A 20655-nucleotide genomic window follows, 5' to 3' on the forward strand; every position below is an offset into this window, starting at 1 on the left:
TATAATTCAAAGAATTTGTGAAATTATAGTCTGATGTTTGTCTAAAGTAATTAGCCGTTTTTGTTTATTTAGTTTGGCTTAAAATTGTTCACATACCGCACAGAAGCTGTATTGACCAAGTGGGTCGCTAAACTTGTCTATTGCAGGCGCTTGTTCAGCAACTTGGTTAAACAATTGCCAATTAGGAACAACATTAGCTAGCGCGGCACTGATTTGACTGTCAAAGAACTGGGCAATTAGGCGCTCTCTTGGATTAAGCGGAGGGGTTAAAGTTTCTACTTGGTAAGAATCCAACTCGTTTATACTCGCTGCGTAATCAATTGCGTCGTTTAAATCCCCTAGTTGGTCAACTAAGCCGTTGTTTAGTGCATCTTGGCCAGTCCAGATTCGCCCTTCGGCAATCTTTTCCATGTCAGATAACGGAATGTCTCGTCCTGAGGAAACTAGCGATAAAAAGTCGTGATATCCATGTTCAACATTAAGTTGAATAATCTCGGCCAACTCTTTTGGTAAGGGTTGGAACGGGCTAATCTCAGCCAGTGGACTGGTTGCATAACCATCACTGCTAATGCCTAACTTGGCTAAGGCGTTTTCTAAGGTGGCAAACATACCAAAAATACCTATAGAACCAGTAATGGTTGTAGGACTAGCAAAGATTTGATCCGCAGTTGATGATATCCAATAGCCACCACTAGCGGCTACGCTGCCCATGGAAACAACTACAGGAATTCCTTGTTCTTGGATTTGCTGCAATTTTTCGCGGATAAGCTCAGAGGCAAATGCGCTTCCACCAGGGCTGTCTACGCGCATCACTACTGCTTTAATCTGCTCATCATCCAATACTTGATTGAGCTGGGTTAATACGGTGTCGGCTGCAATTACCTTTTCTTGTCCGCGGCCTCCAACAATGGCGCCTTGGGCAACAATGAGGGCGATTTTATTTTCACTGGACGGTTCGTCTACCACGTTTTGCAGATATTCTGCGTAATGGCGAGCTTGATAGCTGTCGCCTTCGTCATTTTCACCAAAAGTATCCACTAATATTTGTTTAGCTTGAGCGCGGGTAGTTAACTGGTCGACTAAACCAAACTTTTCTGCATATCTAGCCCCGTTGCCATCTACTGTTTTTAATCGCGCTAGCAAAGCCGATGGTTCAGGCAGAAGGTGATTGACCGATAGTTGACGGTTGTTAGCAACGGTATTTAGATAAGCTGACCACAATTGGTCCATCCAGCGCGCTAAATCCTGTTTTGCTTCATCAGACATATCGTTGCGTAGGTAAGGCTCAACAAACGATTTGTGGGTTCCTACACGGAACACATGGGTGGTGATATCTAACTTGTCGATGGCATCTTTAAAAAACAAACGACGTGAGTTCATACCACGCATCAACACAGCGCCTTTTGGATTCAGTAATAACTGATCTGCAAAACTGGCTAAATAGTATTGGTGTTGGTCATAGTAGTCGGCATAAGCAATGATGGGTTTGTCGCTGTCTTTAAATCTTTCCAAGGCTTTGCCAATAATTGCTAATTTAGTTTGGCTGGTATTTGGCATTGCACCAAGCTCTAACACTAATCCGGTAATGTTGCTATCAATTCTGGCTTCATCAATGGCTTTAACCACATTGTGCAGGTCAATTTCTTTTTCTGTGTTGTTACCTAATAATTCGTTACTTAGCTCGGCCATCGGGTTAACACGTTGGCGCTGTTCTACTATTTGCCCATCTAACACAATCCTTAGAGCTGCAGCACTCGGTGGTTCAACGGGTTCTTGACTAACACTGCTTAATGCAATGATGACCATCACAACCATAAACAACAGAAACAAATTAACTAATAGAGAGCGTATGAAGTTTAAGGTTCGCCAGAAAAAGCGAAATATGTTCTTAATTAATTTAAACACTGTGGGTCACTTAATAATGTCAACAATAACTAAACGTTACCATAGTCATATAAAACAGGCACCTGCAAATATTTAAACAAATGTTTGAAACAAAGGTTTGGTTTGTATACTCTATTAACAGTTTCATAACATTAACCATGGATTGAGGTTACACAGATGACCAAGTACCCCCATTTACTAGCGCCATTAGACTTAGGTTTTACCCAATTGCAAAGCCGGGTTTTAATGGGGTCTATGCATACTGGTTTAGAAGAAGAGAAGGGTGGTTTCGAAAAACTTGCCGCCTTTTATGCACTAAGAGCAAAAGGTGGAGTAGGTTTAATTGTTACCGGTGGTATCGCCCCTAATTTTAGAGGGCGCTTAGCACCAAACGGCTGCCAGTTAAGTTTTCCTTGGCAAGTAAAAAAGCATCGCACTATTACCGACGCGGTGCATAAAGAGGGCGGAAAAATCGCCCTGCAAATATTGCATGCTGGTCGATACGGCTACCATCCATTTAATGTTAGTGCTAGTAAGATTAAAGCGCCTATTTCCCCCTTTAAACCTAAAGCTATGAGCGAACGGCAAATAATAAACACCATTAAAGATTTTGCCAACAGCGCAAAATTGGCTAAAAAAGCCGGTTACGATGGTGTCGAAATTATGGGCTCTGAAGGGTACCTAATTAATCAGTTTATTTGCGCCCGCACTAACCAGCGTAGTGATGGTTGGGGTGGAGGTTACCAAAATCGTATTAAATTTCCCTTAGAAATTGTTAAGAAAACACGTGCTGCAGTTGGAGACGATTTTATCATTGTATTTCGACTGTCGATGTTAGATTTGGTTGAAAAAGGCAGCACTTATGACGAAGTTGTCACCCTAGCTAAAGCACTTGAACAAGCCGGGGTAACTATTCTAAATACTGGTATTGGTTGGCACGAAGCCCGTGTACCAACTATCGCCACCAGTGTGCCACGAGCAGCCTTCGCTTGGGTAACAGAGAAGATAAAGCAACACGTTAGTATCCCCATGGTTGCAGTAAACCGAATTAATACACCCGATGTAGCAGAGAACATATTGCGGTCAGGGCAAGCTGATATGGTTTCCATGGCTAGGCCATTGTTGGCTGACCCTATGTTTGTAGAAAAAGCCAAAAATAATCAAGCTGCTCTAATAAATACCTGTATTGGCTGTAACCAAGCGTGTTTGGATCATGTCTTTAAGCAACAGCGAGCGAGTTGCTTAGTTAATCCGCAAGCCTGTTATGAAACAGAGCTTACGTTCGAAAAAGACTCAAGCAGTAAAGCTATTGCCGTTGTGGGAGCAGGGCCTGCCGGACTGGCATTTTCTTGTTATGCTGCGGAGCGTGGTCATTCCGTTACCATCTACGACCAAGGTTCTCAGATTGGTGGCCAATTTAACTATGCCAAGCAGATTCCAGGCAAGGAAGAGTTCTACGAAACCTTACGCTATTTTGCAAATAGAATTAAACAGCTAAACATTAAGGTTGAATTAGAAACTAAGGTTGATGCGCCTATGTTAGCTGGCTTAAACGCCGATGAAGTTGTGATAGCTACCGGTATTTCTCCAAGAACTCCTCCGATAGAAGGCATAGAGCACGATAAAGTTTATAACTACTTGGATGTATTAAGAGACCATAAAGAAGTAGGAGAGCGAGTCGCGATTATTGGCGCAGGCGGAATAGGCTTTGATGTTGCCGAGTTTTTGGTTGAGCAGAAGCCTTCGCTATCAACCAATGTTGGACGTTGGCTTGATAATTGGGGAATAGATAGCAGCATGGCAGAAGCCGGCGGATTAAAAGAGCACAACAATCATCCTGCTTTACGTAAGGTGTATTTATGTCAACGTAAAGCCAGTAAAGTGGGTAAAAACTTGGGTAAAACTACCGGCTGGATCCATCGAGAAACCTTGAAGAAAAATCAAGTAGAGATGCTAGCAGGCGTTGAGTACAAAAAAGTAGATGATCAAGGCCTACATATTTCTGTCAACGGTGAAGACTCGATTCTTGAAGTTGACCATGTGGTGGTTTGCGCTGGACAAGAGCCGTTAAGAACCTTGCATGATGATTTAACAGCGTTGGGTGTTAACTCTCACCTTATCGGTGGAGCAGATGTAGCAGCAGAGCTTGATGCCAAGCGTGCTATTCGCCAAGGTGCTGAACTAGCGGCGCTTATTTAACTTAAGCCAATGCTGAACGAGAGCAGCTGTTTGCTTGGGGTTTTGTTTTACCCAATCTTGCAACTGCTTGAGTTGTTGATGCCGCTCTAAAACCATTTCAAAAGCGCCTAAACCTGCGGGTACTTGGCTTTACTTTTAGCATAATTCGCGCACAATGGCGCTATATTTAAGTGGTTAAGGAAAACAATGAAAGCCTTAGATTTATTACTAAATCGTCACTCTTGCGCGCGTTTAGCTGCACCAGCACCAGAAGGTGCAGAGCTGGAAACCATTTGGAACGCTGGCCTTAGAGCTCCTGACCATGGAGGCTTAAGTCCTTGGCGTTTTATTCATGTTAGTGGTGAAGGCCTATCAAAGCTTGCGGGAATTTTTGAACAAGCAGCACTAGCAGAAGAGGGCGATGCAGAAAAAGCGAAAACCATGCCGTTTCGTGCTCCGTTAATAACTATTGTGATTGCCTCACCCAAAACCCATTCAAAGGTACCTGAGATTGAACAAGTACTGTCGGCTGGTTGTGCTGTGCATGCCATGCAAATGGCAGCCTATGCCCAAGGGTATAATGGTATTTGGCGAACAGGACCTATGGCATATAGCTCAATTGTAAATCATGAACTTGGTTTAGCCGAACATGAATCAATTGTTGGTTTTCTCTATCTAGGTAGCCCACAAACTAAGGTAGCGAAGCCAAGGGAATTACCATTCAAAGACTATGTCACTTGGTTGTAAATACTTATGGCTAAATACCGACTGTATTACGTTCATGACCCTATGTGTTCTTGGTGCTGGGGTTATAAGCCAACATTGCTAGAACTTGAGAAGATATTGCCTAGCAATATCGAGTTGGTGTATTTACTCGGTGGTTTAGCACCCGACTCAGATCTTGAAATGCCTGCAGAGATGCAGGCTTTTTTGCAGCAAACTTGGCGGAAAATAGCCAATCAATTGGGGACTCAATTTAATTATCAGTTTTGGGAACTAAATACCCCAAGGCGTTCTACATATCCAGCCAATCGAGCAGTTCTTGCAGCGAAGCTTCAGGGTGCTGAGAAAGCAATGATAGTTGCTATTCAGCAGGCTTATTATTTAGATGCAAAAAATCCCTCAGATCTATCTGTATTAGTTGGTTTAGCTGAAGGATTAAACGTAGACCTAGAGAGGTTTAAGACTGATATTTGCGGTGAAAAACTGAATGCTAATTTACTCGAAGAAATTCAGTTTGCTCGAAGCCTGCCTATTCAAGGTTTCCCATCTTTAGTGCTAGAGAAGGATAGTCACTTTCATTCGGTAGGTTTAAATTATAAAGATGCCCAAGCAAGCCTTGAGCATATTCAACAGTTACTGGCTTAAATACCTAGCTCGTCAAGTAAGTCTTGATCAATGGTTTGCGCTACGTCTTTTGGCTCTTGCTCTGCTTTCTTCTGTGTAGCGGCTTGCTCGATAAGATCATCCGGATCAACATCGTCTTCTGTTTCAAACTCATGAAGTTTAATGAACTCAGTTTTATCCATGGCTAGTTCAAGATAGAAGATGTTGTTCTTAGCGGTAGTGAAGGTTACTCGTCTAGCTTGAGGTCGGTCCAAGTTTGTATCAATTGAGATTAAAACTTGCTTGTTTAAAGCCAGCATTTTGGGTTGGTTTTGAGTGAGAGAGGTTTGTAATTCTTTACCAATAACGCCAGTAAAGTAACCCACCATCTGATTCATTAATTCACCCATTACGTTACCCACTTCGTCAGCGGTATGTTGCTGAGCGAGCTCTGATTCTGGGATCCCCATGTGAAGCATGTAATTGCGGTAAATCTCCATGGCCGCATCGGCAGTAAAGTTAATAACCACTAAACCAGAGAAGCCGCCATCAAACAGAACAAAACAGCCAATATCAGGCTTTAAACAAGTCTTGTTTATCTTTTGCACCATGGCTGAATATTTAATTTCACTGGTGGTAGCCTTGCTTAATACATTGGTTACCGAGTTACACAAGGTAAGTAATACGTCTTCAGTGGTTACAACTTTTAATTTTTTCATGTAAATCCTTTTTAACTACTTCCCGGCCGCGCCGTGGTAATGGGCTTAAGTATGGATGATGAATACAAAGCTGTATAGCTTTGATTGCTAAGCTATATGCAGCAAAGAGTTCGAGTGTGAGGATGATCTAGAAATAAAAAAGCCTCAATAAAATTGAGGCTTTTCGCGATATTTAGTGATTAACTAAATATTAGTATTCGGCATTTTTAGGTGCGCGAGGGAACGGTATTACGTCACGAATATTGCTTACGCCAGTTACGTAAGATACTAAACGCTCAAAGCCTAAACCAAAGCCTGAGTGAGGTACAGTGCCGTAACGACGCAGGTCGCGGTACCAAGAGTAGTCATCTTTATTAAGGTCTAGCTCTAGTAAACGGGCGTCTAGCACGTCCAAACGCTCTTCACGTTGGCTACCGCCAATGATTTCGCCAATGCCTGGTGCTAGAACGTCCATCGCTGCTACAGTTTTACCATCGTCATTCTGGCGCATGTAAAACGCCTTAATGTCTTTAGGGTAGTTTTTAACTACCACTGGCGCTTTAAAGTGTTCTTCTGCCAAGTAACGCTCGTGCTCTGAAGACATATCGATGCCCCATTCTACGTCGTACTCAAACTTTTTGCCGCTATCCTTAAGGATTTGAATTGCGTCGGTATAGTCTACCTGTGCAAAATCGGCACTTACAAAGTTCTCTAAACGGCTAATCGCTTCTTTGTTGATACGTTGGGCAAAGAAGTTCATGTCGTCCATACGCTCATCAAGAACCGCTTTGAATACATACTTCAACATGTCTTCTGCTAGTTTTGCTACGTCTTCTAAATCAGCAAAGGCCACTTCAGGTTCAACCATCCAAAACTCAGCCAAGTGACGGCTAGTGTTTGAGTTTTCGGCGCGGAAAGTTGGGCCAAAGGTATACACTTTAGACAAGGCACAAGCGTAGGTTTCAGCATTCAACTGACCAGATACTGTCAAGAACGTTTCTTTGCCAAAAAAGTCTTGTTGATAGTCAATATCGCCTTTTTCACTTAGCGGTAGGTTGTTCATGTCTAATGTAGATACACGGAACATTTCACCTGCGCCTTCGGTATCACTACCGGTAATAATTGGCGTGCTTACCCAAACATAACCTTGTTCGTGGTAAAAGCGGTGAATCGCTTGTGATAAACAGTTACGTACACGGGTTACCGCGCCAATTACATTGGTACGAGGGCGTAAGTGAGCGTGTTCACGTAAATACTCGATGCTGTGGCGTTTTGCCGACATTGGGTAGCTGTCAGGATTTTCGACCCAACCAAGCACTTCAACTTCTGTAGCTTGAATTTCAAATGATTGGCCTTTACCTGGCGATTCAACAACTTCACCAGTTACTACAACCGAACAGCCGGCAGTTAGTTTAACGACATCATTCTCATAATTGGCTAGGGTATTAGGTGCCACAGCTTGAACGGCGTCGAAACATGAACCGTCGTGAATGGCTAAGAAAGAAAGACCTGCTTTTGAATCACGACGAGTGCGGATCCAACCCTTAATTGTTACTTGTTGACCAACGCTGAACTTTCCGCCCAAAACGTCTGTCACTGAAGAATGCGTCATAGCAAACAACTGCTCCGATTTGATAGTGCTAATATTGTAAGGTGACCAATGTTACTTCTTAGGGCTAAAGACTCAAGTAAAAATTGATAAAACTCCGGAAATCGATAACTTATGTTAAGGAAATACGCTTGTTGGAATAAAGGTGAGTGGGTAAATGCGGCAAAATAGAAAAGAACGTCGAAAAGGGCCGGATGGTCTTCAAAAGCTATTTGTGATTATTTCATTGTTAGCTTGGACAATGTTTATTGGTTCTTTGGTGGTTTATCATTATGCAAGACCAGAGATAGCTTACAGCGCTTTTCAAACCACCGACGGGCAAGGATATAGAGACCACTGGATAGAGGATTTAAGGCAAGTATTTGTGTTTTTGCTGTGGGGTTGCTGTGGCATTACCTTAGCGGGCATTTTTGTTAACTGGAGCCGCTCTCGCCGCAAAACAGACTATTTCAAAATGAATATGGGTCTGCTAGCGGTGATAGTTATCGCTATTTTGTTGTTCTATTACCTCAAGCTGTTTAGAGGCTAGTCAGCACCTTAAAAATAGCATCCGTCAACTTTTGAAGCTGGCTTGCTGAAATGGTGTAGGGCGGCATGATGTAGATCAGTTTTCCAAAGGGTCTTATCCATACACCGAGTTCCACAAACTTCGCTTGAATGTCTGCTAGATTCACCGCCTGCTTTGCCTCAACCACCCCAATGGCACCTAATACTCTAACATCTGTTACAGATTCTAAGCTTAGGCACTGTTTAAGTTGTGTCTTAAGTGATTGTTCGATCGTCGCAACCTTAGTTTGCCAGCCTGAAGCAATAAGCAGCTCAATGCTGGCATTTGCCACCGCGCATGCTAGTGGGTTACCCATAAACGTTGGACCATGCATAAATACGCCAGCCTCTCCGCTACAAATAGTATTAGCAACAGATTTGCTGGTGATGGTCGCGGCAAGGCTCATGTAGCCGCCCGTTAAGCCTTTGCCTAGGCAAAGTATGTCTGGCTCTATCTCTGCGTGTTCACAGGCGAATAATTTACCGGTGCGACCAAAACCAGTGGCTATTTCATCGGCAATTAATAATAGCTGGTATTGGTCACACAGTTTTCGCAGTTCTGTTAAGTATTGAGGGTGGTAAATACGCATACCGCCAGCGCCTTGAACTACAGGTTCTAAAATCACAGCCGCTATAGACTGATGATGTTGCTCGAGTATCTTCTCCATTGGTTTAATGTCTGCTGGGTCCCACGTTTCCTCAAAGCGAGTTTGCGGCGCTTCGCAAAACAGATGCTCGGGTAAGAACCCTTGATAGAGTTGGTGCATACCGCCATCTGGGTCACATACCGACATAGCGCCAAAGGTGTCGCCGTGGTAGCCGTTTCTTATGGTGGCAAACTTGGCACGTTTTTCACCTTTTGCGTGCCAGAATTGCAGCGCCATTTTTAATGCAACTTCAACGGCAACAGAGCCTGAATCACTAATAAACACTTGCTCTAAACTTGGTGGTGTTAGCGCCACAAGCTTTTTAGCAAGCTCAACTGCTGGTTTATGTGTGAGCCCGCCAAACATCACGTGCGACATATTGCCAAGTTGGTGAGCGGCTGCCTGGTCTAGCTCAGGCACTTTATAACCATGAATACAGGCCCACCATGAAGCCATGCCATCAACGAGTCGCGTGCCGTCTTCCAAAACAATCTCGCAACCTTCGGCTGAGCTCACTGGATAACAGGGCAGTGGTTTAATAGAAGACGTATAAGGGTGCCATAAATGTTGTTGGTCGTAATCTAAATCTATGCTCATTAATTAACCGTTAGTAAAGTTATGGGTTTTTTAAAGTTGACAGCGGCTTGGCTGTCGCTAGACTAGCGGATTATTATTTCTAAAGAAAGCTTCTCAAATGACTCAAGCACTCCGCCACGATTGGACCGTACAGGAAGTAAACGATTTGTTTGCTTTGCCATTTAACGATTTATTGTTTCAGGCTCAATGTGCGCATCGCGCCAATTTTGATCCAAACCAAGTACAAGTATCTACCTTGTTATCGATTAAAACTGGCGCGTGTCCTGAGGATTGTAAGTACTGCCCACAAAGTGCTCACCATAAAACTGACCTTAAAACAGAACGTCTATTAGAGGTTGAACATGTACTGAGCGAGGCCAAGAAAGCCAAAGCAAACGGTTCCACTCGCTTTTGTATGGGGGCCGCATGGAAAAACCCTAAACAGCGCGATATGCCTTACTTAGTGAAAATGGTTGAAGGCGTGAAAGAAATGGGTATGGAAACTTGTATGACCCTAGGCATGCTAGAGAAGCAGCAAGCTGAAGAACTGGCTGACGCAGGTTTAGATTATTACAACCATAACCTTGATACTTCACGCGAGTATTACCAAGAGATTATTACCACCCGTACTTACGACCAACGTTTAGATACGCTAGATAATGTGCGCTCAGCAGGTATGAAAGTATGCTCGGGCGGTATTATGGGCATGGGCGAGACAGCTACAGACAGAAGTGGTTTATTGGTTCAGTTGGCTAATCTACCTCGCCATCCAGAGAGTGTTCCCATTAACATGCTGGTAAAAGTGAAGGGTACTTTACTTGAAGATGTTGATGACATGGACCAATTTGAGTTTATTCGCTGTATAGCGGTTGCTCGTATCATGATGCCTCGCTCGCATGTGCGTTTATCGGCAGGACGTGAAGAAATGAACGAGCAGGTTCAAGCACTATGTTTTATGGCTGGCGCTAACTCTATTTTTTACGGGTGTAAGTTGCTTACTACGCCAAATCCTGATGAAAACCAGGACATGCAGTTGTTTAAAAAGCTAGGTATTCGCCCTGAGCCAGCAGCGCTAAAAAATGGTACTGAAGAGCAAGAAGAAGATCTTTACAAAACCTTGGTGAAACAGCAGCAGAAAAACAGCCCTTCACAATTTTACGACGCCTCGTAAATGGCATTTGAATTTGTAAAACAGCAAGTAGAAAAGCGCAAACAGCAACAGTTGTTTCGCCAGCGCCGATGTCAATCTAGCGCCCAAGGGCGTTTGATTGACATTGATAACCAACAGTTTGTGAATTTCTCAAGTAATGACTATCTCGGTTTATCTCACCATCCAAGAGTAATTGATGCTTGGATAAAAGGTGCAGAGCGTTATGGAGTGGGAAGTGGTGGCTCTCCGTTGGTAACCGGTTTCCAAAAAGCGCACTACCAATTGGAAGAAACACTTTGTGAATGGCAGGGACGTGAAGGTGCATTGCTATTTAACAGCGGTTTTTCAGCTAACCAGAGTGTTATCAAAGCTCTACTCAAAAAAAATGATGTGCTGATCCAAGATAAACTTAACCACGCCTCATTGATGGAAGCTGGCGTATTGTGTGACGCCAACTTTAGTCGTTTTCAACATAACTCTGTAAGTCAGCTTGCTAACAGGTTAGAAAGCCAACAAGGTGAAAACTGTTTAGTGATCACTGAAGGCGTTTTTAGCATGGACGGTGATCAAGCACCGTTAAAGCCCATTAGTGATTTATGTAAACAACACAATGCTTGGTTAATGGTTGATGATGCTCACGGTGTGGGATGCCTAGGTGATCAAGGCAGAGGTTCTCCAGACCAACAAAACCTGACACCCAGCGATCTACAAATTCAAATGTTAACTTTTGGCAAAGCACTAGGTGTTTCTGGTGCAACGATTTTATGTGACCAAGCGCTTAAAGACTATTTGGTTAATTTTGACAAAAGTTATGTCTACTCAACTGCGATGCCAGCAGCCCAAGCTTGCGCGATAACCGAAGCTATTCGGGTGCTGCAAACGCAACCAGAATTGCAGCAACAGTTAGCTGATAATATTGCACTGTTTAGATCGTTAGCAATCGAAAACGATATTGCAGTCGCTGATTCAAATACTGCTATTCAACCGATTATTATCGGTGAGGCTGACAAAGCATTAGCAATGGCCGAGTCGTTGCAAGGCAAAGGTTTTTGGGTCTCTGCAATTCGTCCTCCTACAGTGCCGGTAAACACCGCTAGGCTGCGGATAACCTTAAGTAGTCATCACCAAGCACAAGATATTGTTGATCTTATAAATGCGATTCATGAAGTAAGTAAAGAAAACTATGGTCATCGATAAACAGCAGGTTGCTCGTCATTTCTCTAAAGCCGCTGATACTTATAATGATTATGCCGAGTTGCAACGCAGTATTGGCGAAACATTATTAAGCTACTTACCTAATAAGCTTTATCCTCTAGCGATAGATTTAGGCTGTGGCACTGGCTATTTTTCTCGTTCTCTAAAGGCTCACTCATCTCATGTTGTAGCCTTAGATTTGTCTTTAGCAATGGCTACTAAAGCAAAGCGCTATGCTCAGCCATCTGCAGCGTTGGTTAGTGATGCGGAACACTTAGGCTTAGCCGACGATAGTGTAGATTTAGTATTTTCAAGCTTAGCTTTGCAGTGGTGCAATGATCTTGCAGCTGCACTAAAAGAAATTAGAAGAGTACTTAAGCCAAATGGCGTTTTGTTATTTTCTACTCTTAGCCAAGGTACCTTATTTGAGCTTGAACAAGCTTGGTCTAGCATCGACTCCAACCGTCATGTAAACCGTTTCCTAACTCAGGATGATATTGTACAAGCGGCTAGTAAAGCCGGTTTTAACAATGCCAAGTTTCATCATGAGCAACGAACACTTTGGTATGAACATGCCTTTTTGTTGTTGGCCGATTTAAAAGGTATCGGCGCAAACTATGTGGTTGGGGGAGAGCCAAATTCAACAAATCGCGGTCAACTAAAGGCTATGGCTAGAAACTACAAGGATATGTTCGGCCAAGCAGCCAACAACATGCAAATTAGTGCCACCTATAAAGTGAGTTATGGAGTATTGATTAATGACTAAGTCTGTTTTTATCACCGGCACTGATACAGAAGTAGGTAAGACCGTAGTAAGTTGTGGCTTGGTAAAAGCGCTACAAAACAAGTTCTCAATTGTTAATGGTTTTAAGCCCATTGCAGCTGGAACTGAAATGTTTGATTCGGTTGAAGGCAATGAAGATGCGCTGGCATTAATCAAGGTCAACTCCAGTGAACTCGACTATGCAGAAGTAAATCCAGTAGTGTTAAAACATGCGATAGCACCCCATATCGCTGCAAAGCTTGAGAAAAAGCCGGTTGATAGCGTGTTAATGGCCAGTGGATTGCAGCGTTTAGTTGGTAAATCTGATTTTGTTGTGGTTGAAGGAGCAGGCGGTTGGCATGTGCCACTTAATGAACAAGGGCTGATGATGTCTGATTGGGTTGCTGAGCAAGGTTTACCAGTAGTGTTAGTTGTTGGGGTAAAGCTTGGATGTTTAAATCATGCCTTGCTAAGCGCTGAAGCGATAAAAGCCAGTGGTTGTAACGTGGTGGCTTGGGTGGCTAATAATTTAAGTGAGCCTTCAGATATATCAAAATTGAATATCAGCTATTTACAAGATGCCATAGATGCTCCTTGTATTGCTGAACTGCCTTATAACACCAGCCTTAACGCTAACTTAGCAGCGGAATGCTTTGATATAGATACTTTGGTCAGCCAAATCTAAACGCATTTACCTTATTTAAGCCATTGAAAAATGTGAGTTATACCCCATATATTATGGTAATTGGGTAATTCCATCATAATCGAGGAAGACGATGAAACGTATATTGTTGTTTTTAGGCACTAACTTAGCTGTTGTTCTAGTGCTTGGCATTGTAATGAACATAGTGTTTTCTGCTCTTGGGATCTCCACCCAAAGCATGGGCGGCTTGTTGATTTTCTGTGCTATTTTTGGCTTCGGCGGCTCTATCATTTCTTTGCTTATTTCCAAGTGGATGGCAAAGCGTTCTACCGGAGCTCAGGTTATTACTACGCCGAGAAACCAAACCGAAGCATGGTTGGTTGATACCGTGGCAAGGCAAGCAAAAGCTGCAGGCATTGGTATGCCAGAAGTTGCTATCTACAATGCACCAGATATGAACGCATTTGCTACTGGCGCTAAGCGAGATGATGCCTTGGTGGCTGTGAGCACAGGTCTGTTAGATAACATGACTCGCGATGAGGTTGAAGCTGTTCTCGCCCACGAAGTTAGTCATATTGCTAATGGCGACATGGTTACCCTTACTCTAATTCAAGGTGTAGTAAATACCTTTGTAATGTTCTTAGCGCGAATCATCGCTAACGTTATTAGCTCTGCTATGAGTAACAATAATGAGAACGGACAAGGCATGGGCACCTTTGCCTATATTGCAACTGTGTTTGTGCTTGAAATGGTGTTTGGTATTTTGGCCAGCATTATTGTTATGTGGTTTTCGCGTCAACGCGAGTACCGCGCAGACGAAGGCTCTGCCAAGTTAGTTGGTAAAGACAAAATGATTAATGCTCTACAACGATTAGGTGGAAGTAGAGAGCCAGAAATGGAAGGCTCTATGATGGCCTTTGGTATTAATGGTAAACGTGCAATGAGCGAGCTGTTTTTAAGCCACCCACCTTTAGAAAAACGCATTGCCGCATTACGAGCACGTTAAGCTCGGTCAATCGACCAAAAACTTTAATGAAAGTGCCGCTTTGTCGGCACTTTTTTGATCTTGCGCTTAATTTTTGAGCGTAAACTTTTAAGTTTGTAATATCCTCATAATTTTTTAAACTGTTTGCTTTCTTTTTGCGTCCGGCGCAAGCAGAATGGATGGCTAGTTTTAGTTGTATGCTCAGGAAGAGTTAAGAACTATCAGGGATATGAAATTTAAGTTTTTATCAATCAACGCAAGTAAGATTGGAATACTACTTTTTTTTAGTAGTGTCTTACTCGCATGTCAAAGCCAAACCCAAGCTCTACGTGTAGCCGTGTCTCCTTGGCTGGGCTTTGAACCTATATTCCTGTCTAAGCAGCTTTCTTTCGAAGGCTCTAATGCATATATCGTAAATGAACTAACAACTCCCAGCCATGTCATGCACGCTCTTAAAAGTGGGCAGGTGGATGCTGGTTTCTTAAGTCTCACCGAAACAATTAGTTTATTATCCGAGCGAGTAGATTTAACTGTAGTTGCGATTATCGATAGAAGTGTCGGTGGAGATGCATTAGTCACACGCCAAGATATTAAGAATATCGAACAACTAAAAGGTGAACGCATCGGCTACGAGAGCCTATCGGTAGCCTCTTTAGTGATGGATGACTGGTTACAAGACACCAAGGTTAATGCTGATGATTTTGTCTTGGTAGAAGCTAAACTTGATGAGCAATTGGCCCTATTTCGCAAAGGTGAAATTAGCGCGGTGATGACCTCAGGTCCAATTCAAAGCCGTTTGGTAGATAACCTATCAGCCAACGTTTTATACAAAAGCGCTGCACAAGGCCAACCGTATTATCGCGTAATGGTGGTAAGAACTGATGTCTTACAAAAAAAGCGAAACGGTATTTCGAATTTATTGAAAAACTTTTATAAAGCCAACACTTGGTTAGAGGAGCATTCAAGAGAAGGCTACAAGTTAATCGCTAAGCGAACTCAGCTTTACAGTAAAGAAGTTCGCCAAGCTTACGGAAATATTCAAATGCTTAATGCTCAGCAAAGCATTGCACTTTTCTCTGGTAATTTTATTTTGGGGCTTGCGCAGGAAAAAGCGCAACGTATGGCTGAGTTGGAATTGATCCACCGAGCACCTGATTTATCGCGTAGTTTTACCAGCGAGTGGTTATTGGAGTTGAACGGTGTATAGGTTTAAACGGATTTCATTGAGTGTAGTAATACCTATTTTGGCCTTGGTATTATTAGTTATTGCTCAAAGTTTATTATTGTTAGGTACGCTGCATGAGCAACGTAATAAAATGGCTGAACATGCTAGCCAACGTTTGTTGCATATTGGCTATCAGCTTCAGCAAAGCCTTTCAGACAGCTTATCTCGTCATCAATGGGATATTGCTGAGCGACAGCTAACCCTTGTAGCTTTAAATCAACAATTGGACTCACTGCAGGTTATCGATCCGCAAGGTCTGGTTCAAATATCTAATAAACGTGCAGAAAAGAGCCTGTTTGCTGCAGACAATGCTAATTATTTCAATACCGAACTATTTAATCAGGTAAAGAACAAGCGTTCACCAGTATCGCAAGTATTACCTGAACATTGGCAAGTGAACTTGTATCTACCATTAGATATGGGACCTCGAGAAGACAGCCTGCGAAGAGCTGAGCAGGGCGCAATATTTGTAAGTTATAACCTACAAAATACTTGGCTAGTAAAGCGTGAGATGATTATCGATGAAGCGATTAAAACCTTCATCTACATGTCGGTGGCTATGCTGTTGTTAGTATTAATGCTTAACCGACTATTAGTTGCACCTATTAACAAATTGGTGGGGCGCACTAAACAAATTCAAACTCATCGCAATGCGAATATTGCAGCAAAAAGCCAAGGTGAAATCGGCGCTTTAGAACATGCAATTGGTAAAATGGCTAATGGCATTCATAGTAGCTTTGCCCAACTGCAACGCAGTGAACAGCGCTGGCAATTCGCCTTAAGTGGCTCTGGCGATGGCATTTGGGACTGGAATTTAATCACTAACTCTGTGTACTACTCGCCACAGTGGAAAGCCATGTTGGGTTACCAAGATAGTGAAATAGGTGAAAAGATTGAGGAGTGGGAATCTAGGATCCACCCGGAAGACTTAGACAAAACCCTTAATGAATTGCGTAAGCATTTGAAAAAGAAAAATAAAGTGTATGAGTCAATGCACCGGGTTAAGCATAAAGACGGTCACTATTTGTGGGTATTATCTCGAGGCATGGTCGTTGAGCGCAGCGAACGCGGTCTACCTTCACGAGTGATTAGCACACAGACAAATATTTCCGAAGTACGTTCAGCTCAAGAGCTAGTGCGCTTTCAGTCTTCTCATGATGACATTACTCGATTGTCAAATCGCCGTAAACTTCTTGAAAACTTAGACCTCGAAATCGAAAGAGGGCGTAAATCTAACAAAGTTGGCGCGTTAATTTACCTCGACATTGACCACTTTAAAAACGTAAATGACATGTTAGGTCATGCTGCAGGTGATTTACTGCTTCGCTTGATCGCTCACCGTTTGCGTGAGGGGCGCACCAGTACCGAAACTGTAGCCCGCCTTGGCGGTGATGAATTCGCTTTATTAGTGCCAAATTTATCTACCGATCGCGAAGAAGCTAAGCAGCTTGCTAGCAACATGGCAGAGCATTTAGGACGGGTTATTCACAAAGAGTTTGTGATTAAAGGTAACCAAATATCGCTAAACTTAACCACAGGTGTAGCCTTGTTCCCTAATCACGATAGTAATGCTACCGAGATTTTACGCCAGGCAGACATTGCGCTTTATCATGGTAAAGATAATGAACGCTCCAGTGTTCATGTGTTCTCTGATCAAATGGCAGACGAAATTCAAGAGCGTCACCAACTAACAAAAATGATGAGAGAAGCGCTAGAAAACGAAGATATGGTGGCATATTTTCAGCCTCGCTATAACGCCAATTTTGAGATGGTGGGCGCCGAAACACTGCTTCGTTGGTTCGACACCAAATTAGGGTGGATTTCTCCTGGACGGTTTATTCCTCTTGCTGAGGAAACAGGCTTAATTGTTACCCTAGGACAATGGGTTATGCGTAGTGCCTGTGAAACCCTGAAGACTTGGGAAGATAGAGGTTTACCAGAAAACTTTAAAACCTTATCAATAAACGTTAGCCCCAATCAGTTCCACCGCAATACCTTTGTGCAAGAAACGCTAGCGATTATTCAAGAAGCGGGATGTGACCCTAAACTCATTGAATTAGAGATTACAGAAGGTGTATTGGTAGATAACGTGCAAGACACGGTAGAGAAAATTCAAGCGCTGCGTGATATAGGGGTTCGTTTCTCGGTAGATGATTTTGGTACCGGCTATTCGTCACTGGCGTATTTGAACAAGTTGCCAATTAACTGTTTAAAAATTGATAAATCCTTTGTGAGCGAATTACAAAGTGGTGGCAGTGAATGTGCCATTATTACCACCATTATCTCAATGGCGGAAAACTTAGACTTAGAAGTTATTGCAGAAGGTGTGGAGACTGAGTATCAATTAGAGTTCTTAAAGTACCGTCGTTGTACGGTTTACCAAGGGTTCTATTTTAGTGAAGCACTTGAGCCTGAAATCTTTGAGGAACGTTTGTTTATTGGTCAGGCTGAAATAGCCTGACCAATAAGGTTAGTTACGCTTTTCTTGTCCAAGAGTGGAACTTCTCAAGATAGGATAGGATTTTCTCGGGAGCGTGATTACGCTTCCATTCACCCGCTACATATTTGTTTGCTTCCATCATGGTTGGGTAGGCATGTATTGTTCCTAAGATTTTGTTTAAACCTAAGCCATGTTTCATTGCTAAGGTGAACTCTGCTAATAATTCTCCAGCATGCTCACCAATAATGGTTGCACCAAGTATTTTGTCTTTTCCTGGTACGGTAAGCACTTTAATGAAGCCTTTAGTTGCACCTTCAGCAATTGCGCGGTCTAGTTCTTCTAGCTCAAACTTAGTCACTTCGTAACCAATATCCTGTTGCTTAGCTTCTTGCTCATTTAAGCCTACACGAGCAACCTCGGGATAGGTGTAGGTTGCGGCTGGAATTACCGAGTAATCGGCTTTAAATTTTTTGAATCGACCAAACAGCGCGTTTACAGCGGCATACCAAGCTTGATGAGCGGCAAAGTGGGTAAATTGATAAGGCCCTGCCACATCGCCAACAGCATAAATATTGGGGAAATTGGTTTGCAAATGTTCATTCACCGCAATGGTGCCACGCTCTGAGTTTTCAATACCAAGCTCTTCTAATCCAAAGCCCTTAGTATTTGCAACACGGCCTAATGCGAGTATCACTTTGTCAAAAACAACTTCTTTTTCTTGCTCGCCTTTAATCAGTTTTACACTTTGCTGACCGTTTTGATTATGAAAGCTAACCGCTTTCCAACCCAATAATAGATTGATACCTTCATTGGTAAACTGTTCTTCTAATAGCTTACTCACCTCTAGGTCTTCTCGGATTAATAAGTGGTCGGCCATTTCTATTTGGGTGACTTCGGCGCCTAATCGAGCAAAACTTTGGGTTAATTCACAGCCAATTGGACCACCACCTAACACGAGTAGCTTCTCTGGGAGTTGTTTAAGCTGCCAAAGCGTATCTGAAGTTAAATACTCGACCTCTTGCAAACCGGGGATGCCCGGTACTAGTGGTCGAGCACCAGTAGCAACTACAATGTTTTGGGTAGTCACTGATTTACCGTCTATTTCGACTTCCCAAGGGCTAATGATTTTTGCGGTGCCTTGAACACAGTTAACCCCTAATTTGGTATAACGCTCTACCGAGTCATGTGGTTCAACTTGTTGAATAACATCATGTACTCGTTGCATTACCTTGGCAAAATTTGCTTGTGCATCAACTTTTTCATAACCAAGTTTTTCTGCATTGCTCGCTTCATAGGCAAACTTTGCACTGCGTATTAATGCTTTAGAGGGTACACAACCAGTGTTTAAACAGTCGCCGCCCATTAAGTGCTTTTCAACTAAGGTGACTTTTGCTTTAACAGCTGCAGCGATGTACGAACTCACTAAGCCACCTGCACCGGCTCCAATAACTAACATGTTGTTATCAAATGAACTTGGCTTTTGGTAGGGGGCGTAGACTTTGCGTTGCTTAATGCCGTTTAATATAGCCTTACTAATGTAAGGAAGAATACCCAATAGGGTGAAGGCGATAAGTAGAGACGGTGACAATATTCCCGATAAGCTATCTAACTTTGCTAACTCGGTGCCTGCGTTCACATACACTACGGTTGCGGGGAACATGCCTATTTGGCTTACCCAATAAAAGGTTTTAAGAGGCAGTTTGGTTAATGCCATTACAAGGTTGATTAAAAAGAAAGGAAAGACTGGTATTAGCCTTAAACTTAAAAGATAAAAAGCACCTTCTTTTTCTATACCTTTGTTAATACTCTTTAGTTTGTCGGCATAGCGCTGTTCTAAGCTGTCTCTAACTAAGTAGCGAGCTACTATAAACGCTAAACTCGCGCCGATAGTACTGGCAAAAGAAACCATTATTACGCCGTTCACTACACCAAATAATGCGCCGGCCAGCAAAGTAAGTAGGGCGGCGCCTGGTATCGAAAATGCGGTTACAAAAACATACAAAAAGAAATAAGCAACAATAGACACTAAGAAGTGATTTTCTACAGTGCTTTGTAAATCAGCTTGGCTTTGTTTAATGGTTTCGAAGTTAAGCCATTGGCCTAAGTCGAACCACAGGATAAGACCGACAATAACAGCGAGCACTGCTACAACAATCAGTTTATTTGGTTTCATATTTTGTTCTCTAAACAGTAGTGACAGTTTATAGACCGATAAGCTTATGATTCTATTTCACAATTTTAACGTTGTTAGTATAGGCTAATATGAAATCACTGATTAGCTTAGGCTTATTTAAATCTAGCAAAGGTAAGTCTGTATTAAGCTTATCGGGGCTAGCCACAGCGATGACGTGCTTGTCATTTGGGAACAACAAAGGTTTACCAAGATCGCTTCGATGAATTTCTATTTTTGCCACTTCACTATGTCGATAGCCTTCGATGATCACTAAATCGCATAGTTGCCAGTTTATCCAAGACAACTGTTCGTTTAAGTCGTCATGTTGCTGCTGAAGACTAAAGTGGTACCGTTTATGAGGGCATGAAAGTATCACCTGTTCGGCGCCGGCCTCTGCAAACTTATGGCTGTCTTTACCCGGTTTATCCAACTCTATTGCGTGATGGCTATGTTTTATAACCGCAATACTTAAACCCCGTGCCTTTAACAAAGGAATAAGTTGGCTTAGTAAGGTGGTTTTTCCGCTGCCGCTATAGCCAGCCAAGGCGATGATTGGTTTTGGCCAGTTTCTAGTCATTTTATCTCCAAGTTAGTTATTTTTTACCAATTTAACAAAGC

17 protein-coding genes are annotated in these 20655 nt (G+C 42.7%); 11 read left to right on the top strand and 6 right to left on the bottom strand.

Translation table 11 applies throughout. The features are described from left to right. Positions 1 to 78: 78 nt before the first annotated feature. Positions 79 to 1905 carry a signal peptide peptidase SppA gene (sppA, locus tag K5620_RS10245; RefSeq protein ID WP_040307532.1) on the bottom strand — a complete coding sequence of 609 codons (1827 nt, stop codon included), beginning with the start codon at positions 1903 to 1905 and terminating at the stop codon, positions 79 to 81. A 156-nt stretch (positions 1906 to 2061) separates the two neighbouring features. Here sppA and K5620_RS10250 point away from each other — a divergent pair, with 156 nt between their 5' ends. The 3 genes from K5620_RS10250 (at position 2062) to K5620_RS10260 (ending at position 5430) form a co-directional block, all read left to right on the top strand. Next, a complete protein-coding gene (locus K5620_RS10250; protein WP_016403280.1) occupies positions 2062 to 4083 on the top strand; it encodes an oxidoreductase in 2022 nt (673 codons plus the stop codon). Between the two features lie 186 nt (positions 4084 to 4269). Further along, positions 4270 to 4809 (top strand): NAD(P)H nitroreductase, encoded by a 540-nt coding sequence (locus tag K5620_RS10255; protein ID WP_016403278.1) that lies wholly within the window; start codon positions 4270 to 4272, stop codon positions 4807 to 4809. Between the two features lie 6 nt (positions 4810 to 4815). Beyond that, positions 4816 to 5430, top strand: coding sequence for a DsbA family protein (locus K5620_RS10260; RefSeq protein ID WP_016403277.1), 615 nt, complete (start codon positions 4816 to 4818; stop codon positions 5428 to 5430). Here K5620_RS10260 and K5620_RS10265 read toward each other — a convergent pair. Both K5620_RS10265 and asnS read right to left on the bottom strand, forming a co-directional pair. Beyond that, positions 5427 to 6107, bottom strand: a complete 681-nt coding sequence (locus K5620_RS10265; protein ID WP_016403276.1) for a DUF3334 family protein — start codon at positions 6105 to 6107, stop codon at positions 5427 to 5429. The two genes, K5620_RS10260 and K5620_RS10265, sit on opposite strands and share 4 nt — an antisense overlap. Before the next feature lie 190 nt (positions 6108 to 6297). Continuing rightward, entirely contained in the window at positions 6298 to 7698 is a 1401-nt protein-coding gene (asnS, locus tag K5620_RS10270; protein ID WP_016403275.1) for an asparagine--tRNA ligase, read from the bottom strand. 154 nt (positions 7699 to 7852) lie between these two features. Here asnS and K5620_RS10275 point away from each other — a divergent pair, with 154 nt between their 5' ends. Further along, positions 7853 to 8224: a hypothetical protein gene (locus tag K5620_RS10275; RefSeq protein WP_016403274.1), complete on the top strand. Its 372-nt coding sequence runs from the start codon at positions 7853 to 7855 to the stop codon at positions 8222 to 8224. On the opposite strand, the gene bioA is transcribed toward K5620_RS10275, so the two are convergent. Further along, complete coding sequence (gene bioA, locus K5620_RS10280; RefSeq protein ID WP_221077484.1) at positions 8214 to 9485, bottom strand: adenosylmethionine--8-amino-7-oxononanoate transaminase; 1272 nt, start codon at positions 9483 to 9485, stop codon at positions 8214 to 8216. The genes K5620_RS10275 and bioA overlap by 11 nt on opposite strands. Before the next feature lie 97 nt (positions 9486 to 9582). On the opposite strand from bioA, the gene bioB reads away from it, so the two are divergent. The 7 genes from bioB (at position 9583) to K5620_RS10315 (ending at position 17885) form a co-directional block, all read left to right on the top strand. Next, complete coding sequence (bioB, locus tag K5620_RS10285; RefSeq protein WP_016403271.1) at positions 9583 to 10635, top strand: biotin synthase BioB; 1053 nt, start codon at positions 9583 to 9585, stop codon at positions 10633 to 10635. Beyond that, positions 10636 to 11811 (top strand): 8-amino-7-oxononanoate synthase, encoded by a 1176-nt coding sequence (gene bioF / locus K5620_RS10290; RefSeq protein ID WP_221077485.1) that lies wholly within the window; start codon positions 10636 to 10638, stop codon positions 11809 to 11811. Further along, a complete protein-coding gene (bioC, locus tag K5620_RS10295) occupies positions 11798 to 12574 on the top strand; it encodes a malonyl-ACP O-methyltransferase BioC (RefSeq protein WP_016403268.1) in 777 nt (258 codons plus the stop codon). The genes bioF and bioC overlap by 14 nt, the downstream gene beginning before the upstream one ends. Next, entirely contained in the window at positions 12567 to 13256 is a 690-nt protein-coding gene (bioD, locus tag K5620_RS10300; protein ID WP_016403267.1) for a dethiobiotin synthase, read from the top strand. The genes bioC and bioD overlap by 8 nt, the downstream gene beginning before the upstream one ends. Before the next feature lie 91 nt (positions 13257 to 13347). Beyond that, positions 13348 to 14220: a protease HtpX gene (htpX, locus tag K5620_RS10305; protein ID WP_016403266.1), complete on the top strand. Its 873-nt coding sequence runs from the start codon at positions 13348 to 13350 to the stop codon at positions 14218 to 14220. Between the two features lie 208 nt (positions 14221 to 14428). Beyond that, positions 14429 to 15406 (top strand): ABC transporter substrate-binding protein, encoded by a 978-nt coding sequence (locus K5620_RS10310; RefSeq protein WP_040307531.1) that lies wholly within the window; start codon positions 14429 to 14431, stop codon positions 15404 to 15406. Positions 15407 to 15422: 16 nt separating this feature from the next. Continuing rightward, positions 15423 to 17885: a putative bifunctional diguanylate cyclase/phosphodiesterase gene (locus K5620_RS10315; RefSeq protein WP_016403264.1), complete on the top strand. Its 2463-nt coding sequence runs from the start codon at positions 15423 to 15425 to the stop codon at positions 17883 to 17885. Positions 17886 to 17898: 13 nt separating this feature from the next. Here the strand turns inward: K5620_RS10315 and K5620_RS10320 are convergent, their stop codons facing one another. Then, positions 17899 to 20037: an FAD-dependent oxidoreductase gene (locus K5620_RS10320; protein WP_016403263.1), complete on the bottom strand. Its 2139-nt coding sequence runs from the start codon at positions 20035 to 20037 to the stop codon at positions 17899 to 17901. 52 nt (positions 20038 to 20089) lie between these two features. Then, positions 20090 to 20614, bottom strand: coding sequence for a molybdopterin-guanine dinucleotide biosynthesis protein B (gene mobB, locus K5620_RS10325; RefSeq protein ID WP_016403262.1), 525 nt, complete (start codon positions 20612 to 20614; stop codon positions 20090 to 20092). Between the last annotated feature and the right edge of the window lie 41 nt (positions 20615 to 20655).

Source organism: Agarivorans albus, from assembly GCF_019670105.1.
Taxonomy (GTDB): Bacteria; Pseudomonadota; Gammaproteobacteria; order Enterobacterales; family Celerinatantimonadaceae; genus Agarivorans; species Agarivorans albus.